The 17,709-nt window shown below is 55.9% G+C and carries 12 protein-coding genes and 1 tRNA gene; 5 read left to right on the forward strand and 8 right to left on the reverse strand.

The features are described 5' to 3' along the window. Positions 1 to 131 precede the first annotated feature (131 nt). Positions 132 to 2,171, forward strand: coding sequence for a DNA topoisomerase I (locus ASAC_RS02200; RefSeq protein WP_013266347.1), 2,040 nt, complete (start codon positions 132 to 134; stop codon positions 2,169 to 2,171). Here ASAC_RS02200 and ASAC_RS07620 read toward each other — a convergent pair. Continuing rightward, a complete protein-coding gene (locus ASAC_RS07620) occupies positions 2,168 to 2,704 on the reverse strand; it encodes a signal peptidase I (RefSeq protein ID WP_013266348.1) in 537 nt (178 codons plus the stop codon). The genes ASAC_RS02200 and ASAC_RS07620 overlap by 4 nt on opposite strands. A gap of 217 nt (positions 2,705 to 2,921) precedes the next feature. Then, complete coding sequence (locus ASAC_RS02210) at positions 2,922 to 5,855, reverse strand: adenosylcobalamin-dependent ribonucleoside-diphosphate reductase (protein ID WP_013266349.1); 2,934 nt, start codon at positions 5,853 to 5,855, stop codon at positions 2,922 to 2,924. Between the two features lie 355 nt (positions 5,856 to 6,210). Between ASAC_RS02210 and ASAC_RS02215 the strand changes: the two genes are divergently transcribed. After that, positions 6,211 to 7,080, forward strand: a complete 870-nt coding sequence (locus ASAC_RS02215) for a hypothetical protein (RefSeq protein ID WP_048812740.1) — start codon at positions 6,211 to 6,213, stop codon at positions 7,078 to 7,080. Here the strand turns inward: ASAC_RS02215 and ASAC_RS02220 are convergent. Continuing rightward, entirely contained in the window at positions 7,013 to 7,861 is an 849-nt protein-coding gene (locus ASAC_RS02220; RefSeq protein WP_048812741.1) for a hypothetical protein, read from the reverse strand. The two genes, ASAC_RS02215 and ASAC_RS02220, sit on opposite strands and share 68 nt — an antisense overlap. Before the next feature lie 126 nt (positions 7,862 to 7,987). On the opposite strand from ASAC_RS02220, the gene ASAC_RS02225 reads away from it, so the two are divergent. From ASAC_RS02225 to ASAC_RS02235, 3 genes are all read left to right on the forward strand, one after another. Then, positions 7,988 to 8,770, forward strand: coding sequence for a radical SAM protein (locus tag ASAC_RS02225; RefSeq protein WP_013266352.1), 783 nt, complete (start codon positions 7,988 to 7,990; stop codon positions 8,768 to 8,770). 65 nt (positions 8,771 to 8,835) lie between these two features. Beyond that, the gene (locus ASAC_RS02230; protein WP_013266353.1) at positions 8,836 to 9,159 is read left to right on the forward strand and encodes a 4Fe-4S dicluster domain-containing protein; all 324 of its coding nucleotides are present in this window, start codon (positions 8,836 to 8,838) and stop codon (positions 9,157 to 9,159) included. Then, positions 9,156 to 10,100, forward strand: coding sequence for a heterodisulfide reductase-related iron-sulfur binding cluster (locus tag ASAC_RS02235; RefSeq protein ID WP_013266354.1), 945 nt, complete (start codon positions 9,156 to 9,158; stop codon positions 10,098 to 10,100). Before ASAC_RS02230 ends, ASAC_RS02235 begins: the two co-directional genes overlap by 4 nt. Here the strand turns inward: ASAC_RS02235 and ASAC_RS02240 are convergent. The 5 genes from ASAC_RS02240 to ASAC_RS07760 form a co-directional block, all read right to left on the reverse strand. After that, on the reverse strand, positions 10,086 to 12,320 hold the full coding sequence (locus ASAC_RS02240; protein ID WP_013266355.1) for a hypothetical protein: 2,235 nt from the start codon (positions 12,318 to 12,320) through the stop codon (positions 10,086 to 10,088). The two genes, ASAC_RS02235 and ASAC_RS02240, sit on opposite strands and share 15 nt — an antisense overlap. A gap of 135 nt (positions 12,321 to 12,455) precedes the next feature. Then, positions 12,456 to 12,533, reverse strand: a tRNA-Glu gene (locus ASAC_RS02245). A gap of 29 nt (positions 12,534 to 12,562) precedes the next feature. Continuing rightward, positions 12,563 to 15,460 (reverse strand): DEAD/DEAH box helicase, encoded by a 2,898-nt coding sequence (locus tag ASAC_RS02250; RefSeq protein WP_013266356.1) that lies wholly within the window; start codon positions 15,458 to 15,460, stop codon positions 12,563 to 12,565. Positions 15,461 to 15,609: 149 nt separating this feature from the next. Further along, entirely contained in the window at positions 15,610 to 17,268 is a 1,659-nt protein-coding gene (gene thsA / locus ASAC_RS02255; RefSeq protein ID WP_013266357.1) for a thermosome subunit alpha, read from the reverse strand. A gap of 141 nt (positions 17,269 to 17,409) precedes the next feature. Beyond that, complete coding sequence (locus ASAC_RS07760) at positions 17,410 to 17,688, reverse strand: hypothetical protein (RefSeq protein ID WP_013266358.1); 279 nt, start codon at positions 17,686 to 17,688, stop codon at positions 17,410 to 17,412. Between the last annotated feature and the right edge of the window lie 21 nt (positions 17,689 to 17,709).

The following is a 17,709-nucleotide window of genomic DNA, read 5'->3' on the forward strand; positions in this document are numbered from 1 at the left end:
ACTTGGGTCAAGTCCTAACGGCTCCATATAAGGATAAAGTGGAAGCCATTAACGGCCGCTCTTACCTTAGAGGGCTCCTTATCTCCTTTTCTTCCCATCTTGAGCCCTTAACTTAATGTAGGGTAGCGAGGTTGCGCTCTAGCAGGGACTGCAACATACCGCAGTACTATGACGTTATAATAGCTGAGAAGCCTAAGGCAGCTGACAAAATTGCTCATGCGCTCGGGAGCCCGTTCAGATGCGCCATAGGCAGGGTTCCCATTTACATACTTAATGTAAACGGCACTAACATAGTCGTAGTTTCAAGCGCAGGGCACATGTTTGGACCGTCAACTGGCGTTGAGGGCCTTCCAGTTACCATGATAAGGTGGGAGCCTCTCTGGCGCTTTGACAGGAGGTCGAAGTACCTGAGGCCCTATTATGAGGTCCTCTCCAGGCTTGTGCCCAAGGCTAGGTATTTCATAAATGCATGCGACTATGACATAGAGGGAAGCACGATAGGCTACAAGATAATAGAGGCCTTCGGTGACAAGTCAAGGGCAAAGAGGATGAAGTTCTCTAGTCTGACCGCAGCGGAGCTCAGGCAGGCCTTCAGGAGGCTTCAGCCGCTTGACGTTAACAACGCCATGGCAGGCATAGCTAGGGCGGAGCTTGACTGGCTCTGGGGCATAAACATCTCAAGGCTATTGATGAAATCTTATAGGGAAGTGACGGGGGAAAGGCTTTCCCTTAGCGCAGGTCGCGTGCAGACCCCAACTCTAGCGGAGGCTATAAGGAGGTGGGTCAAAATAAACACGCACGTGCCTATTCCTCAGCCCTCGCTGACAGCAAGGCTGCTTCACAAGGGTGTAGAGTTCACGGCATACCCGCTGGGCTGGTCCGTTAGCACGGTGAAGGAGGCCAGGGAGGTCGCTAAGGAAGTAAAGGAGGGCATGTACATGGAGGTGATATCACTTAGCAGGGCCTCGGAGAGCGTCAGGCCGCCGCCTCCCTTTAACCTGACGGACCTGCAGAAGGAGGCCGCGAGGATCTATGGCCTCTCCCCATATAAGACGCAGGAGGTGGCAGAGGACCTTTACCTGGCTGCCCTGATAAGCTACCCGAGGACCAACAGCGAGAAGCTGCCCCCCACGCTTAACTACAGGGAAGTACTTGACAGCATAGGCAGGCAGCCCAAGTACAGGGGGCTCGTGGGGGACCTGCTTAGGGAGACAGGAGGGGTTCTGAGGCCGCGGGAGGGACCTGCTGACGACCCTGCGCACCCGGCCATATATCCCACCGGTGAGCAGCCTACGCGGCTTGACAGAGTTCATGAGACCGTGTATGACCTTATTGTTAGGAGGTTCATGGCTGCTTTTGCGCCGCCAGCCACGCTCAGCACGGTGTCGGCGGTGCTCACTGATGTCAAGGCAAGGAGGTGGGAGGCTCGGGGACTGAACGTAGCTGAGAGGGGCTGGCTTAAGTATTATCCATTCCACAAATTCGATGAGTCGCAGCTTCCCACGCTTAACAGAGGGGACAGGCCTTTAGTTAGGTCGATAACCGTTAAGGTTTCATGGAGCGGTCCTGGGCTCAGGCTCAGCAGGCTCTCCTTGCTTGAATGGATGGAGGCCAACGACCTGGGCACTAAGGGCACCAGGGCTAGGATCATAGAGACCCTCTATAAGAGGGGCTTCATAACGTCTAGGGGTTCACACGCTGAGATAACGAACCTTGGCTACGCGGTTTACAAGGTGCTCAGCGAGGTGGCGCCCGAGTTGATGAGCGTCTCACTGACAAGGGACTTTGAGAGGATGCTTGATGAAATATCAATGGGGAAGGCAAGCAGAGAAGAGGTGGTGAGCAGAGCCAAGAAATACATATCAGAGCTGGTTGAGAGACAGCTAAACAGTAACAACATAAAGGTGATGGGCACCTACTTGGCTGAGTTCATAGGTAAAGTCAGGCCCAGGAGCAGGTGCGCCATATGTGGAAGGCCGACGGATGGTCAGAGCCTCTGTGAGCTGCATCTAGCGGCCAAGAGCAACCTGGAGAAGAGCATAGATGAGGTTGCCAGAAGGCTTGGAGTTAGCAAGGAGGAGGCCCTCAGGAGAATTTCCAACAACAGGTTGGCAGGCAAATGGGTTAGGGACGTGGCCGCACTAATGATATCAGGGAAGGAGAGGCCCTAGGGCTGTTGCGACGAGGGATGGAACATGAGCGAGAGCCCGCCTATGTAAGGTATCACCAGGGGGTGCTGGCCGCCTATAACCACTCCCTTAACATAAAAATACGGAGTCCCGCCGACCTCATAGCCATTTATGTCAACAGTGCCGCATATCGACGGGTAACCCGGGTCAGGGAACGGGTTGTTGTCGCCCTTGGTGACAAAGCACAGTATTCCATTATGATAGTACTTGTAGATGACCCTGTGAATTATGAGCGCGTCGTTAAGATATATGCCGTAAAAGTTACCTGTAAACTTGTATACCACTACGTCACCAACCCTTATGTCCACAGGATTAACTTTCTCTATGAACACTACGTCGCCGGTCTGAAGGGTTGGCAACATGCTCCTGCCGTCAACTACGACGGCCTGAAGGCCATATGCCACATGCCAGTATGCTATAAGCGACGTTAACGCTACTATAACTACGATAAGGGCAACAAGCCCTAAGGGAGCGGCTTCCAGGCCTTCTCGTCTAGCCTTGGGGCTCTGGGACATGACAGCTCATAGGGAGCTTACTTCAGAGCCCTTAAAATTGTTTGTTAGTGACGCAACTAGCACTTAGCTTTTCAGTAGTGTCGTGCGCGCAAGGTCCTCGCGAGCTTCTATGTAAGGTAAGGCGCAGCCAGCGTGCGCAGCCACGCTCATGGAGATACAAAAGGACTAGAGATGGAAACTACGAACTGCGATCTGGGCTCAAGAATCGGCTGTCAGATCAGAGGTTGCAGGTCTTACATGTGCTGTTTTCATCAGACTCAACTTCCACAATGTTGCTGTCCTTCTTTATCTTGAAGAGGCCGCCCAACTTCTCGTCGGCTAAGGCCTCCTCAGCATTCATGGATCTCTTTATTAGCGCCATCCTCATGCTTGGCTTCTTGAGCAGCTTCACTGGAACCCTGTTGAGCTCGCGCTGCTGTCCGCCGAAGTAGATGACCTGTACGCCCTTGCTTTCATCCCTGTAGACTGTGACCCCCTTGAGGCCCGTGAGCCACGCGGTTAAGTAGGCCGTTGCCACGGCGTTCACGCTGGCATCCTTGGGCAGGTTCACGGTTTTGCTTATGGCCTGGTCCGTGTAGAGCTGGGCCGCCGCCTGGTGGGCTATGTGGTACCACACGTCGAAGTCCATGCTGGTGGCGAAGAGTTTGGCCAGCTCCTTAATCCTCGATATTAGCTTCTCGGCATCCCAGTTGGCCTTAACTATCTTCCCGTCAACCTCCTGCAGCTGGGCGTCCCTTATGGCCTTCTCAACGTCCTCCAGCGCCCACCTTAGGCTGCCCTTATGCCTTGATATCGCCTCAAGCAGCTTCTCTCCTAGCTCGGCAGGGGCCCCTGCCTCAGCTATAGCAGAGTATAGCCTGTCCCTGAACTCCCTCACAACCTCCCAGAGCTCTCCTATTGTAACTCTCCTGAGGTACACCAGGGCAAAGTATGGCTCTATGCCGCTCGTAGTGCCAGCTATTATAGAGATGGTGCCCGTCGGCGCGGTGGTGTTCACTGCGGTGTGCCTCGGCGCCCTGGCCCCCAGGGACCTGCCGTAATCCTTCAGGGCATTCCAGAGCCTGGCCGGATCATATATGGCCATGGCTAACATATGCCTTGGGCTCGCGGCCAGCTCCTGGGGCCTCATCCTCTCGGCCTCTGAGAGGGTCTCCTCTGTTACGCCGAACACGTCCCTCAGGACCCTCTCCAGGGCCTCAAGCTTCAGCAGCTTCACGGAGCCGTCGGCGGAGACCCTCCTCGCGCTTTCGCCCTCCAGCTGGCTCATTATGTAATCGCTGAGCTTCACATCATGGTATTTAACGGTCAGGTAGCCATCCCTTATGCTCGCCACCTCAGCGGCCTTCAGCAGCGCTGGAGTCAGCAGGTTCACCATCTCCTCTGGGTCGGCCTTCTCCACGCACTTCAGCTCCTTCCAGTCGAACTTCCTGCATTCAAACGCTGGGGCGTGGCCTAGCCTAGAGCCGAGCTCCCAGCTCCTCTTCCAGGCCTCGGCCTCTATCATTGCCATAGCTATCATGGTGAACGCCACTGCCTCCTCGCTGTCATACGGAATGTTGAGCTTAGCCAGGGCGTTAGCAAGTCCCATTATTCCAAGGCCTACCTTCCTTGTGAACTTGTTGACTAAGTCCTGCCTCTGGTCCGGCTGCCTGTTGTAATCTATTACTGCGTCAAGGCCATCAACGGCTAGGTCTACGTCCTTGGCGAAGGAGTCCAGGTCAAACTTGCCGTCCCTGATGTACTTGTCAAGGCTGAGGGACCCCAGGTTACAGCTCTCATAGGGGTACAGCGGCTCCTCGCCGCACGGGTTGGTGGCCGCCACGGCCCCAAGCCATGGAGTTGGGACCCACTTGTTGTGGTTGTCAAGGAATATCATGCCTGGGTCTCCGCCCTCCCAGGCACCCCTTACAATCTCCTCCCACAGCCTCCTGGCAGGGTAGTGCCAGCCGTGCGGGTTTCTCCTTGAAGTGTCCATGTCCTTAGGTATCCTTGACTTTGCCCTCTCAACGACTTCCTCAAACACGTTCATGTAGGGGGTCTCTATCCTGCTTTCCCTGAGCACCCTTAGGGCCCTTCCCTCGCCCGTGGCCCTAGAGACTGAGTAGTGCAGCCTGTAGATTCCATCACCCTCATCACTGTACCTTGGGTTTACCATCCACCACTCCTGGCCGTTTATGACAGCCTCCATGAACGCGTCGTGCGTTCCGACGCTTATGTTGAAGTTAGTCAGGAAGGCATCCTGCATGGGCGCCCTCTTGGCCTGTATGAAGCCGGCCTCCTCAGGGCTCTGCCAGCCTGAGGTTAGCCTTGTCAGCGCCTCGAGGGCCGTTTTATCAACCTCATAGTAACCGTCCTTCTCAAGCTGCTCTAAGGTCTTTCTGTACTGTTCTAGTATCGCGCTCACCTGCGGGGGCAGCGTGGAGGCCAGGGCTTTCCAGGGGTCGTAGTCCGGGTTGTAGAGGTCGGGGTGCCAGTCGTGCAGGATGCCCATGTTAGCCCCCCTCCTCTTGCCTCCCTGCTTGACTACATCGGTTGAGACGTCGTAGAGCCTCATGAAGCTCAGGGGGCCGCTGGCCACGCCGCTGGTCCCCGCCACCACGTCACCCCTTGGCCTCAGCTCCGAGAAGCTGAAGCCCTCGCCGCCGCCGTACTTGAACGTCATGACCTGGACGGTGAGGCCGTCCATAATGCCCCTCATGTCGTCATACACGGGGGTCACGTAACAGGCGCTCAGTGCGCCCTTTGCGCCGTCAGCGTACATGTTGAAGAGCGTCGGCGAGTTAAACATGAACCTGCCCTCTATCATAGCCCTGTAGAGGGAGTCGGGGTCAACCCTTCCGCTGAAGCCCAGGGCCACCCTCCTCATTACCATCGAGGGGGTCTCTATGTACCTCCCCCTCAGGTCCTTGGTCATGTACCTGCTCATGAGGACCCTGATGGCGTTGTAGGTAAACTTCATGTCGTCTTCACATATGCTATTTACGCACGCAGGAAGCTCGGAGACCTTGCCGCCGTTAGGGGCACGCCCGCTGTAGGCCTGCCTGACCTCTGAGTATATGTCTAACAGCAGCAGCTTCTTAGCCTCATCCTCAAGCTCAGGCCTTGTCAGCGAGGCCCTTATGAGCTCCAGCTGCTTTGCATCGCTGCTCATTGTATCTTCACCTCAGCGTGCTAGCAACAGATGTGTGTGAGCGGAGGCTCTTCTGTAGCTGCCATTGCGTGGGAGGAACCTCGATTTCGGCAGGACTATATTTTGCAAGAAACTGCAAAGTTCTCGCTGCTTTAGGGCCAAGTCATAGTTGATGTTGTAATAGGGACTTCGGTATGACCTGTAGGCATCAGCGGTAGTACCATATACCGTGTTACTAAGGCGTTTGGGCTGCATTGCTAGAGCCCCGGTCATATATTTAGGGCAACAATCTTTAGGCTGGGTATAACCTGACTATTCACACGGCCCGCCGAATATCTATAACTTCCGCTGAAACTTAAAGCCTGTGCGGCCAGCCTTGGAGCCCTCAGGAACCTGCAGCGTCTGCGGCGTCAGGCAGGCGAGGTACTACAGGGCTTCCAGTGGCGAAAAGTTATGCGACAGGTGCCTCTTCAGGCTCCTTGAGAGGTCGATGGCCAGAGCCCTCAGCAGGGCAGCCGCCAGGGAGGACAGCAGGTTTGCCGTGCCTATAACTTCGTTTTCGCCGTCAAGCTCCATGCTCGCAGCTAAGGTATTAGCGCACGTGGAGCGCAAGTTTAAGTCTAAGGTATACGTGCTTCTGCCCAGCTTTTACCGCGGGCTCGAGGGCCTCCTTGAGGGCCTGCCTCAGCCGGCTGAAGTGGTTGACGTTACCGTCGACCCGCCTCCTCCTGGGAGCTCAGGAATAATTTCATGCATTAGGTACGACAGGTCATGGTCGCTTAGGGCTTCGGAGCAGCTGGGCGTTGATATAATTGTCATGCCGCTGGCCAGGACCACATCAACGCTGGTGCTCCTCGAGTCGCTCATGACGGATGGAGGGATAGGGCGCACGGAGTCCTTGGAGGTGCTCAGCGTAAACAAGGTTAAGGTTGTAAACGCCTTTTACAGGCTTGAGGATGAGGCTGTGAGGGCTGCAGAGTTCCTGGAAGGGTTTAGCGAGGCGCGGCCAGCCTGCAGGGCAACGATTACGGTTAAAGGCATTTACCTTTCAGTGGCTGGGAGGCCAGAGCTAGACCACAGCTCTGAAGAGCTTGTAGAGCACCTAGCGGCCTCCGTTACGTCAACGTGCCCAGTCTGCGGCGGCGCCTCAGAGGGGGGCATGTGCAGGTACTGCAAGGCTATGGGACTTGAGAGCCTGAGGGTAACTGTTGGTCCCCGGCCCCTTGGGCCCGGCCCTGGCTATTAAGGAGCTTCTGCAGGATCTCCCTCTCAGACCTGCTCAGGTGCAGGACCAGCGCGTAGCCCTGCTTAGGGGCGAGGCTGGGGGGCTTCACGTCATCATCAAGCACTACGTAGCCGGCCGACGCTATCTCCTCTATGAGCCTCGGGTGAAGCCTCGTTGCCAGGGACTCGAGGACCTTCTCGAGCCCGATGTGCTTCTTAATTTCACCTTCGCTGAGCTCAGCGCCGCAGACCATGCAGGTGAGGTCAGGGGTCACGGCCCTGAACCCGCACCTGGGGCACTCAACAGGCGTTGGGTTACCGTACTGGGACCAGAGGGACCTAAGGCTGTCAATTATGTCGTCAGCCTTCAGCCTTAGGGCTTCCCTGTACAGGTAAGGGGCTGCCCTGCCAGCCATCTCGGGCGCATAGGCCACTATGAACTCCAACTGCTCCCTGGTCAGGTGCTGTCCCTTCGAGAGCAGCGATGCCGACACCGCCTTAAGTACGTTATCCTTCATGGCCACTATCCTCTTCATGGCAGCCTCCTCGGTTAACTTGGAAGACCTGGACTCAGCCAGGGAGCTTACAATTGAGTATACAAGGTCCTTTATGTCAGCCGGTTGCAGGCCTATCAGGTCAAGCCCTAAGGCCGGTATCAGCCTTGAGGAGAGGGACTCGGCAATCGCCTTCACGTCCTCCTCGCTGGTGCCCCTCTTGACAGCCGAAGACCTGCGCTTTCTCTGAGCGGCAGCGGCGGCGTCCTGGGGCTCCTCTGCGCGCTGTTTTCTTCTGCCCCTGGGCAAGTTCCACATCCACCATGTCTGGTTCTAGGAAAGGTAATAGGGCTAGCAGTTCCGTGGTCTTGCCGTCGCGGTTTAAGCTTCAGGCGTTTAGGCCGCCGTCAACACTGTACAGGCAAGCGAGCAGAGTTGAGCCAGGAGGGCTACGACCCCCTTCAGAGGGCTGAGGCCGTCAGGAGGCTGGTTACGAGGGAGGTTAACGGCGTGGAGCAGAGGCTATACTATAGGTTCAGGGCTGATAGGTGGTATGGCGGCATAGCCACCGGTGACGTCATAGGCTGCGACCTCTCGTGCGGCTTCTGTTGGAGCTGGCGCTTCAGGGACAACATATCCCTTGGTAAATTTATGACGCCTCAGCAGGCCTTCAACGCCATATACTCAATAGCCAAGTCCAAGGGCTTCACGCAGGTCAGGTTGAGCGGCGCGGAGCCCACCATAAGCAGGAGGCACCTGCTCGACCTAATAGAGCTCTTTGACGAGAGGGGGATAACCTTCGTACTTGAGACCAACGGCCTCCTAATAGGAAACGACCCCTCATACGCCAAGGACCTCGCAGCTCACCCAAACGTCGTGGTCAGGGTGTCGTTCAAGGGAACCAACGCGGAGGAGTTCCACAGGCTCACGGGGGCCAGGGCTGAGTTCTTTGAGCTTCAGTTCAGGGCCATTGAGAGCCTGGTCTCGGCGGGCCTGGAGCCCGGCAGGGAGGTCTACGCGGCCGCCATGATAGGCTTCAGCGACGACAACTCCATAAGGGACTTCGTGAGGAGGCTAGCCTCAATAGATGAGAGGCTCGCTGACGTGGACTGGGAGTACGTCATACTTTACAGGCACGTTGAGGAGCAGCTCAGGAGGCTGGGGCTAAGGCCGAGGAGGGCTGTTACCCCAGACAACATACCCGTGAGCATGATATGAACCTCCGCTGCTCGACAATACGGAAGCGTGAATAGGGGCGAGGCCACTGTAATACAAGAGGGCGCTTGAGCTACAGGGACCAGCTGCTGAGCGAGGCCAACAAGTGCGTGTACTGCGGCTTCTGCGAGAGCGTCTGCCCTACCCAGCCCTTTGGGCCGCACAGGGGCTACGGTCCCAGGGGCAGGGTCACCCTGCTGAGGGAGCTCCTGGAGGGCCGCGCGAGCCTAAGTGACGAGGTGCTGTCAAGTTTCTACAGCTGCCTGCTATGCAATGCCTGCTCAACAGTATGCCCAGCCAGGATCAGGGTTGGGGACCTGATGAGGATGGCCAGGGCGATGCTGTGGGGCAGCCCCGTGATCAGCTCTAACGCGGCGGTGAGAACGAGATGAGGGGGCTTAAGATCTCCTCGGTCCTCAGGTTCATGAGAACTTACACGCTCCTCACAGGCTACCCGGTGCCGGCGCCGCCCGGCTTCGCCTCACAGTGGTCACGGGGCCTCGACCTGAAGAGAAGGGGCAGCAGGTATCTCCTGTTCACGGGGGCTCTCTATCAGCTGGTGCCCTACATCAATGCGACGGTGAGGTTCCTCAGCCTCATGGAGTCGCGGGGGCTGTCCGACCTGCTTGACGTCGCTGAGAGCCTCGCGAAGCTGAGACCCTCTTACCTTCAGGGACTTGTTAGGCCCGACCCCCGCGAGGTGGAAGAATATAATGGGATCCTTAGATCTATAGCCTCACTGCTGGCCAGCTCACAGGTGGACTTCATGTATGACCCTGCGGTCTCAAACATGTACAGCGGCGCTCTGCTCTTTGACTATGGGATAGCTGACGGCCTCAGGGAGCACGCGACGAAGGTAGCTAAGGCCATAGAGTCCGAGGGGGAAGTAGAGGGTGTAATAACCATAGATCCGCACACGACCCTCACCCTGATGCACTACAGGGAGCTCGTGGGCTTTGACATTAAAGTCGTCAACTACTTAGAGTTGGTCAAACCTAGGCTGTCCACCCAGATTAAAGCCACCATTCACGACTCATGTATATATGCGAGGGACCTAGGGCTCGCCGACAGGGTCAGGTCGCTGCTTAAGGGGGCAGGCGTTTCATTGGTGGAGCCAAGGAATCATGGCACCAGGACCTCGTGCTGCGGCGGGCCAGTGGAATCCCTCTCGCCTGGCCTGGCCGAGGCCATAGCTGTGAGGAGGGTCAGGGAACTCAGGGAGGCCTCTGACATGGCCATAGCTATGTGTCCCATATGCCTAAGTAACCTCAGGCGGGCCGGAGGATCTGTAGTAGATATAGCGTTGGTTCTGAATGGCTTAGTCAAGCAGTGACGCCATGGCTAGCGACACCGCAATGATACCCTGACCTAATACGGCTGATGGTATAGCAGCGATAAGGGGGGCGATTCTATTGGCGCGCGAGGCGGTGATGTAAGCTAATGGCAGCGCAACGGCCAGGATTAGGGAGATGAGGGCCAATGGAAGGCTTGACAGTTCAAGAATCCACGATACCTTGAAATGCACTCCTATGACTATGCCGATGGCCGCAGAGACCGCATAGGTTATGGCATTAATCATGAGGTTACGCCTCCCTCTAACCTTGGTGGTTACACTAATTATCCACATGGACAAGGCTGCAGGGGTGAGGAACGTGGTCGCCCCCAGCATGAGTGAGGCCGCTACGCTGCGAGGCTCCCCGCTGACGTAAAGGGCCATAGCTATGATTACAATTAAGGCAGCGAGCGACGTTAGAGGCCCAGACGTCAATAATGGTATGGCGGCGGCGCCGTCCATTAGGGCGGCCGCACGTAGCAGTGTAAGGCTATCTTTGCGCGTGGACACGAAGAGCATAGCCGAGAGCAGAGCGAAGGCGCTCGTTACTGAGGCCGCCAGAGCTAAAGTCAGAGGAAGGCCCACTGCTTTAGAAGGCCAAAGGGTGCCGTACTCAAAGGATCCTAAGGCCAACGGCAGCCCACTGCTTAAGTCATAGATTAAAGCGGGCGGCCCATTAGCCGCTCTCGAGGCCATGACGACAGGCCATGAGATGTAGCTCCTTGCAGCGAGGGCCACAAGGCCTAGGCCCATGGGCAACACGAGCGTGGCGATCATAACGTCCAGCGACTCTTTCGACCTTAAGAGGTCCCCGGCCCGCGGCAACAGGATTATCATAGTTAATGACATCGAAAATACAGCAATAGTAAGTAGGCTCAGCACCCCGCTGGCGTAAATCGAAATTGCGGCTATAGTTGAAGCTATGCCCAGGCCCTCTAATGAAATGGACCTAATCAAGGGGCTGCCATCGCCCTTCACGTTAGTGAGGGAGGCTAGAAGTCCAACGAAGGGGAACCAGAGCCAGTAGGAGTAAAGGGGGCGTGGATAAATGAAGAATGCAAGTGCTGGAAACACGAATGCAGCGGCCTCCAGCTCATCATAAAACGAGTAGGTAATCGCTGAACCCACTATAAGGGTTGTGACTGCTGTGACGTCAAGCCACAGCCTTGGCAACGTCAGGTGCGATATGAAGTAGACGCTTGAGATGCCGAAGCCCTCCAGGTCCAGGTCAAGCCTTGCTGGAAGCAGGACGTCACTTACGAAAACGCGCGGGGAGCCGACAAGGAAAGGCAAGTTTACTATGGCGGCAGTAATTAACATCGAGAGAACGCCCTTCAGGGTCCTTGATCTGCCAAGCCTCCGAAGCGACAGCGGGAAATAGACGAAGGCCAGCGCGGCCGCGTACTGCCTATACGAGGCTGCAAGGCCTATCATGACTCCAGCTATCACTGGGTTATCTGCGAACGTAACCATTAGAATGGCCGGCGCGAGCCAGCCAGTTATGGGATCAAAGGTTGCTGGGTCCATTATCATGTAAAGCGCTCCTGACGCAACTACTAAGGGGAAGAGGTCCCTTCCGGCCTGCCTGAGCCTTAAATATAAAATTGCCAGCGCGGCCCCGAGGACTGCCGAGTCCCAGACATTACCTGGTATCCGCAGTAGCACTGCCGGAATGTAATAAATGAAGGAGAACGCCGGGTAGTCGAGCGACGAGACGAAGCCTACGGCATGAGAGGCATTATATGGAGGTCCCGCCTGGTAGATAAGCGTCAACTTGTTTATAGCGGTCCTTGATAGCAGGACGCCTGAGTAGTTAACCAGGTAGGGGTTCAAGCCTTTGAGCAGTTCCCTGGCAGCCTCTAACTGAATTACATAGGAGTCCTCACGGCCGCCGCTTACTATTATTTTACCGTGCAAATATGTCAGAAAAGTCATGAAAGCTGAGGCCCCAGCTATTATCACTGAGGTTAGCACAGCCTTGCTTTCCAGCCTTCTATTAACTACGACCCCTGAGAGCAGCATCATGCTAATGCCTATTGCAAAGAGCAGGAATGCTATTGCCACGGCAGCTGGATAAGGAACATAATAGGGGAAGGGGTACCCCATGAAGCGACCTATGTTAACATCCGTGCCATCAGCCCCGTAGACCATGACTGAGAGGACGGTTAGGTTAAACCCAATTAGTGAGATGAGCAGCTTATTAAAGTCCCTGGAATTCATGCTGGTATCGCCATAATCTGCTGTTCACCGGTAGGGTGTGTCAGGAGAAATAAAAGGGCTGGACCTCTATGACTTTAATTATAACGAGTAACTGCTGGGCTGGAGACGTTATTTGAAGTCATTTTAACATGAAGGTGGTGCCGCGGCCGGGATTTGAACCCGGGTCACAGGCTCGAGAGGCCTGCATACTGGGCCGGGCTATACTACCGCGGCACCTTGGTACCATATGGGACCTGGGATATTTAAAAATAGCCGTGACCTTGAGGCTGCTCCCTTTTGCTCCCAGCGTTATTATCTATGAACTTCTTGTAGACAAGATACTCCTCCTTGGCCTTGAGCAGGGCCTTGTAAAACGCCTGCTCTCCTCCCTTGAAGTATTCCTGCATGACCTTCTTAGCAGCCCTTGGGCCAACACCAGAGGTCATTAGGGCCTCGATCACGTACCTGCCAAGGCCCTGTGACGCGTAGTTTATGTAAAGTATTGCCCTCTCCTGGACCTCCTTTATCAGCTTCCTCTCGTCGTTGTTGGGCTTCTTGAGGGATCCTCTTCTCCAGGCGGCGTACTTTGCGGCGGCCTCCTCCCCCCACTCAGTGGCGGGCAGGGGGGCAACCATCATGGCGCCGCACCTGGGGCACCTGATGGAATCACCTATGTCAGAGACCCTGGCCCTCCAGGCGTTGCCGCAGGCGGTGCAGAGGAACAGCGCCTCCTTTGAAAGCGCGGCCCTCCTGAGGCCCTCAGCTATGTAGTCTATTGCCACCTCCTTTATGTTAGTGGCCAGCTCCCTCCTAAGGTAGGGGTTATTTATGACCTCCTTGAAGAGCGGCGAGGGGGCTGAGGAGCTCGCCACGTGGACCTCCCTGAGGTTTGAGAGGAATTCATGAACTGCCAGAGGGTCCAGCTTATCAAAGGCTATCTCCTTCAGGGTCTCCTCGTCGACTATTGAGCCCCTGTAGGCTTCCATGGCCTTCCTGCCCTGCTCCAGCGAGATCCTGGCGTCAGGGTCAATCACGCCTAGCTTCTTAGCGACCTGCAGGAACCTAGCTATGTAGAGGGGCGTTGACCTGACGGCGTCATAGCTCATGGCCACGAGCTCCGCCTGGTCAAGCGACTTGAGCTTCTCAAGGGCGTCCTTTATCGCCTCCGCGGGGACGCCTGATGGCGACGAGAACACTATGGCGTAAGGTATGTAGTCGAACCAGACCTTCATCCTGCTCTCCAGGGCCTTAGATATGAGGAGCGCGAGCATCAGGTTGCCCTTGCTTCCGAGGCAGGCGTAAAGTATGCTGACCCCCTTCGACTCCTCCACTACGGGCTCGCTATACGTCAGTACCGTGCCCCACGTTTTGCGGCTCTCCTCAGCGACCCTCACAATTCTGTTGGCGGTCTCCTCATCAATGCCTTTGGACTTCAGCAGCTCAAGGCCCTTCTCAGGCTCCATCATCGAGAAGCTCAGTATGCTGCAGACCTCCCTGGCAACCTTTGAGCTAACTGGTATGAGCTCCCCTTCCCATATGGGTATTGCGCCCTCAGCCTCACCAACTGGCTTAGCGTCTATCCTCTCGCTGTCATAGTCTATGTTAACGACCTCCCACACCTTCCCGGCCAGGGTGAAGCGGAACTTCGTGCTCCCGCTGGTTAGCATTGCGACCTCCACGAACCTTTCACTGACCTCGCCAACGAGGTTCGTGGAGGATAAGTCGTAAACCTTGAAGTTTATCTCATCGGGTATCATTGAAACTTCGTAGAGGTACTTAAAGGTCCTTCTCGACCTCTTAATTTCCCCTGTCTCGGGGTCGAACCTAATAACCTTCACGGAGTCCAGGTGCTCGGCCACCTTCCTAACGTCATCAAGGGACACGTGGGCTAGCGGCGCGGCCCTTGCGACTATCTCATGCACTCTCCTGATGTTGTCCGCTGACCCCTCAACTAGCATGGCGGTCATCTGGTGGGCTAACACATCAAGTGGGCTGCGCGGGAAGCCGAGGTCCTCGAGTTCGCCCTTCTCGGTCCTCCTTGCTATTGAGGTGGACTCCAGGACCTCAAAGACGTTGTCGAAAGTAACTATCGTGGCCCTGCTCGTCCCCCCGAAGACGTGGCCGGACCTCCCCGCCCTCTGGGTCATAGCTATTACCTCCCTTGGTGACATGAACTGAACAACGTGGTTAACGGACCCGATGTCTATGCCAAGCTCCATGCTTGAGGTAGCGACCATTAGCTTTACCTTGCCCTCCCTGAACTTGGCCTCTGCCGTCTCCCTCACGCTCCTGGACAGGCTTCCGTGGTGTACAGCTATGTTGTCATCGCCAACAATGTTTCCTATGAGTGATGCCAGCTTCTCTGCCACAGACCTCGTGTTTGTGAAGACAAGCACCGAGCCGCTCTCCCTTTCACCTATCTCAGCTATTCTCCTGGCGGCCTCCTGGAACTCGTCCTGGCCCTTGCCCCTTACTACATCCACAGTAATTACATACCTTCTCTCCCCCTTGTCCTCAACTATGTTGACTGGCCTGTTGAAGGCCAGGAGCGACGCAGCCTCCCTCTTAGACTTCTCGGAGAGCGTCGCGGAAAGGCCGACCCTCTGGATCCTGCTCCTGGAAGCCTCTTCAAGCCTCTCCAACACCACGGAGAGCTCAGCCCCCCTCTTATTGTCAAGCATCTCCTGAATCTCGTCAACTATGACAAAGGAGACTGACGACCAGAGGTCCCTGCCCTTAGCAACCGTCAGTAGCAGGTTGAGGCTCTCAGGCGTGGTCACCATGAAGTCAGGGGGGCTCTGCAGGAACCTCCTCCTTATGGTGCTCGTCGAGTCACCGTGACGAAGTGATATCGTGAAGCCGATGGATTCGACGATCCTAGAGATCCTCAGAGTTACGTCCCTGTTAAGCGCTCTAAGCGGGGTTATGTAGATGGCCTTAACGGTGCCATCGCCCGGCGTGAAGCGCTCAAGCATCATGGACACGACTGGAAAGACAGCGGCCTCAGTCTTGCCACTGCCCGTTGGGGAGATAACCAGGGTGTTGTTGCCCGTTAATATCACGGGTATGGCCTTTTCTTGTATAGGAAGAAGGCCTCTGTAGCCGAGGGATGCTATGGCCGCCCTCAGCTTGGGGTTAAGCATGTCTATGGAGCTCCCCAACGGGCTTCATCCACCCCTGAACGGGGGAAGGGAAGGCTATTAAGGGAGAGGGGGTCATTGAGTTAAAGAAGAAACTGCATGGCTATAAAATAATTATAATATAACATAAAAGTGGAGTTACGAGGGTAGTTCAGACTAAGTCTAAGAGCTTAGCTGCTCCCGCTGCTGCCACTTGAGGGGCTTTCCTCGCCCTCCTTGCCCTTCTTCTCCTCCTTCGGCGGCGCTGCGGCTATGAGGTCATCTATCTTGAGCAGGGCTATGGCGGCCTCAGAGGCTCCCTTTATTACCTGCTTCTTGACCAACAGAGGCTCGTAAACGTTTATGTCTAACATGTTCTCAGCAGTCTTGCTGTTAAGTACGTCAACGCCAGCGAATGTGAGCTTCTTGCTGTGCAGGGATCTGAGCTGCATCACGGTGTCAAGCGGGTCCATGCCGGCGCTCTCGGCCAGCACGCTCGGTATGGTCTCAAGGGCGTCTGCGAAGGCCTCTATGGCGAGCTGCTCCTTGCCTCCTATGGTGGCAGCGTAGTCCCTGAGCTGCATGGCAATCTCAACCTCTGGGGCACCTCCGCCGCCCACTATCTTTGGCTCCCTCATTATGTTCCTCAGTGCGTGAAGCACGTCGTTAAGGTTCCTCTCAGCCTCGTCAAGTAGCATGTCGTTGGCTCCGCGGAGCAGTATGGTCACGCTCCTGGGGTTCTTGGCGCCCTCTATGAAGACCATCTTGTCATTGCCGACCTTCCTCTCCTCGACTAGGTCAGCGTAGCCCAGGCTCTCAGGCTTGAGGTCCCTCACGCTGGTCACTATCTTGGCACCGGTAGCCTTGGCCAGCTTCTCTATGTCGCTCCTCTTGGCCCTCCTGACGGCAAGTATCCCCTTCTTCGCCAGGAAGTGCTGGGCCACGTCGTCAATTCCCTTCTGGGTTATCACAACGTTGGCGCCGGTGGCGGCTATCTGGTCTACCATGTCCTTAAGTATCTTGGTCTCCTCATCTAGGAACGAGTCGAGCTGGTCGACGTCGCTTACCCTTATCTTTGTTGTTATGTCAGGCTTCTGTATCTCAAGCGGGGCGTCGAGCACGGCTATCTTTGCGTGCTCGACCCTCCTTGGCATGCCTGGGTGGACGACCTCCTTGTCGAGGACTATGCCCCTGACGAGCACGGAGTCCATTAGGCTCTCTCCCTTCTTCTTCTCTATCTTGATGTTGTCAAGGTCTACGTTGAAGCCGCCCTCTGGCTTGGGCTCGGCAACTATCTTTATGGCGTTAACCGCCAGGTCCACCATCTTGTCCTTCTCAGGCCCCTGGCCCGCGTACTTGCTGCCTATGGTGGTGTAGGCTATCTTCCTGAGGTTCTCGTCATTGTTCACGTCGACAGGCATGGCTATCTTGTCCAGGATCTCAAGGGCCTTATTCATGGCCTTGGTGTAGCCGTCAATTATGATTGACGGGTGTATGTTCTGCTCCAGCAGGGCCTCGGCCTTCTCCAGCAGCGCCCCGGCGAGTACTACGACGCTGGTGGTGCCGTCGCCCACCTCAGCGTCCTGGGCCTTAGCTATTTCAACTAGGAGCTTGGCAGCGGGGTGCTGGACCTCCATCTCCTTAACTATAGTGGCGCCATCGTTAGTTACTGTGACGTCACCGAACGAGTCTATTAGCATCTTATCCAGGCCGCGAGGCCCGAGGCTTGTCTTAAGCATCTCTGCCAGGACCTGGGCAGCTAGTATATTATTCCTCATGGCCTCCCTGCCGTAAGACCTCTGGGTTCCTTCCTTGAGTATCAGCACGGGTATCCCTTGGGCTGCCGCCATAATCCACCACCGTATAGCTCTCAATAAGCTATCGTGAGATTACTTCTATAAAAGCTTTTCTCTGACGGCAGGCCCTGGCTAAGCCAACAGGTTTAATTCAGAGAAGCGAGCCCTGTCTTGTTGAGCTAAGTTAAGGCTCCCTTAAGATTCCCTGGAGTGATAGGCCCTCCTTCTTGTGTACTTCCTTTCTTCCTTGCCATGGGATTCCTTGAGGGAGCTCAGGAGCTCCTCGTTGACGCTTAGCTCTCTTGGCTTGCGGGCTGCCGTGGCCCCTCCCACGGAGCCGCACGATAGGAGCCCCTGGAGGGTAATCAAACACTCGTCGCAGACCCTGAGCACCCTGCTATCAACGCGGCACAGCCTCGTAGGCACCCTTCTCTCGCAGATGTCGCAGACCTCCCATGATAGCGTGTCGCGCAAAGCTAGCTCCCACCTAGCTCT

Source organism: Acidilobus saccharovorans 345-15 (genome assembly GCF_000144915.1).
Classification (GTDB): domain Archaea; phylum Thermoproteota; class Thermoprotei_A; order Sulfolobales; family Acidilobaceae; genus Acidilobus; species Acidilobus saccharovorans.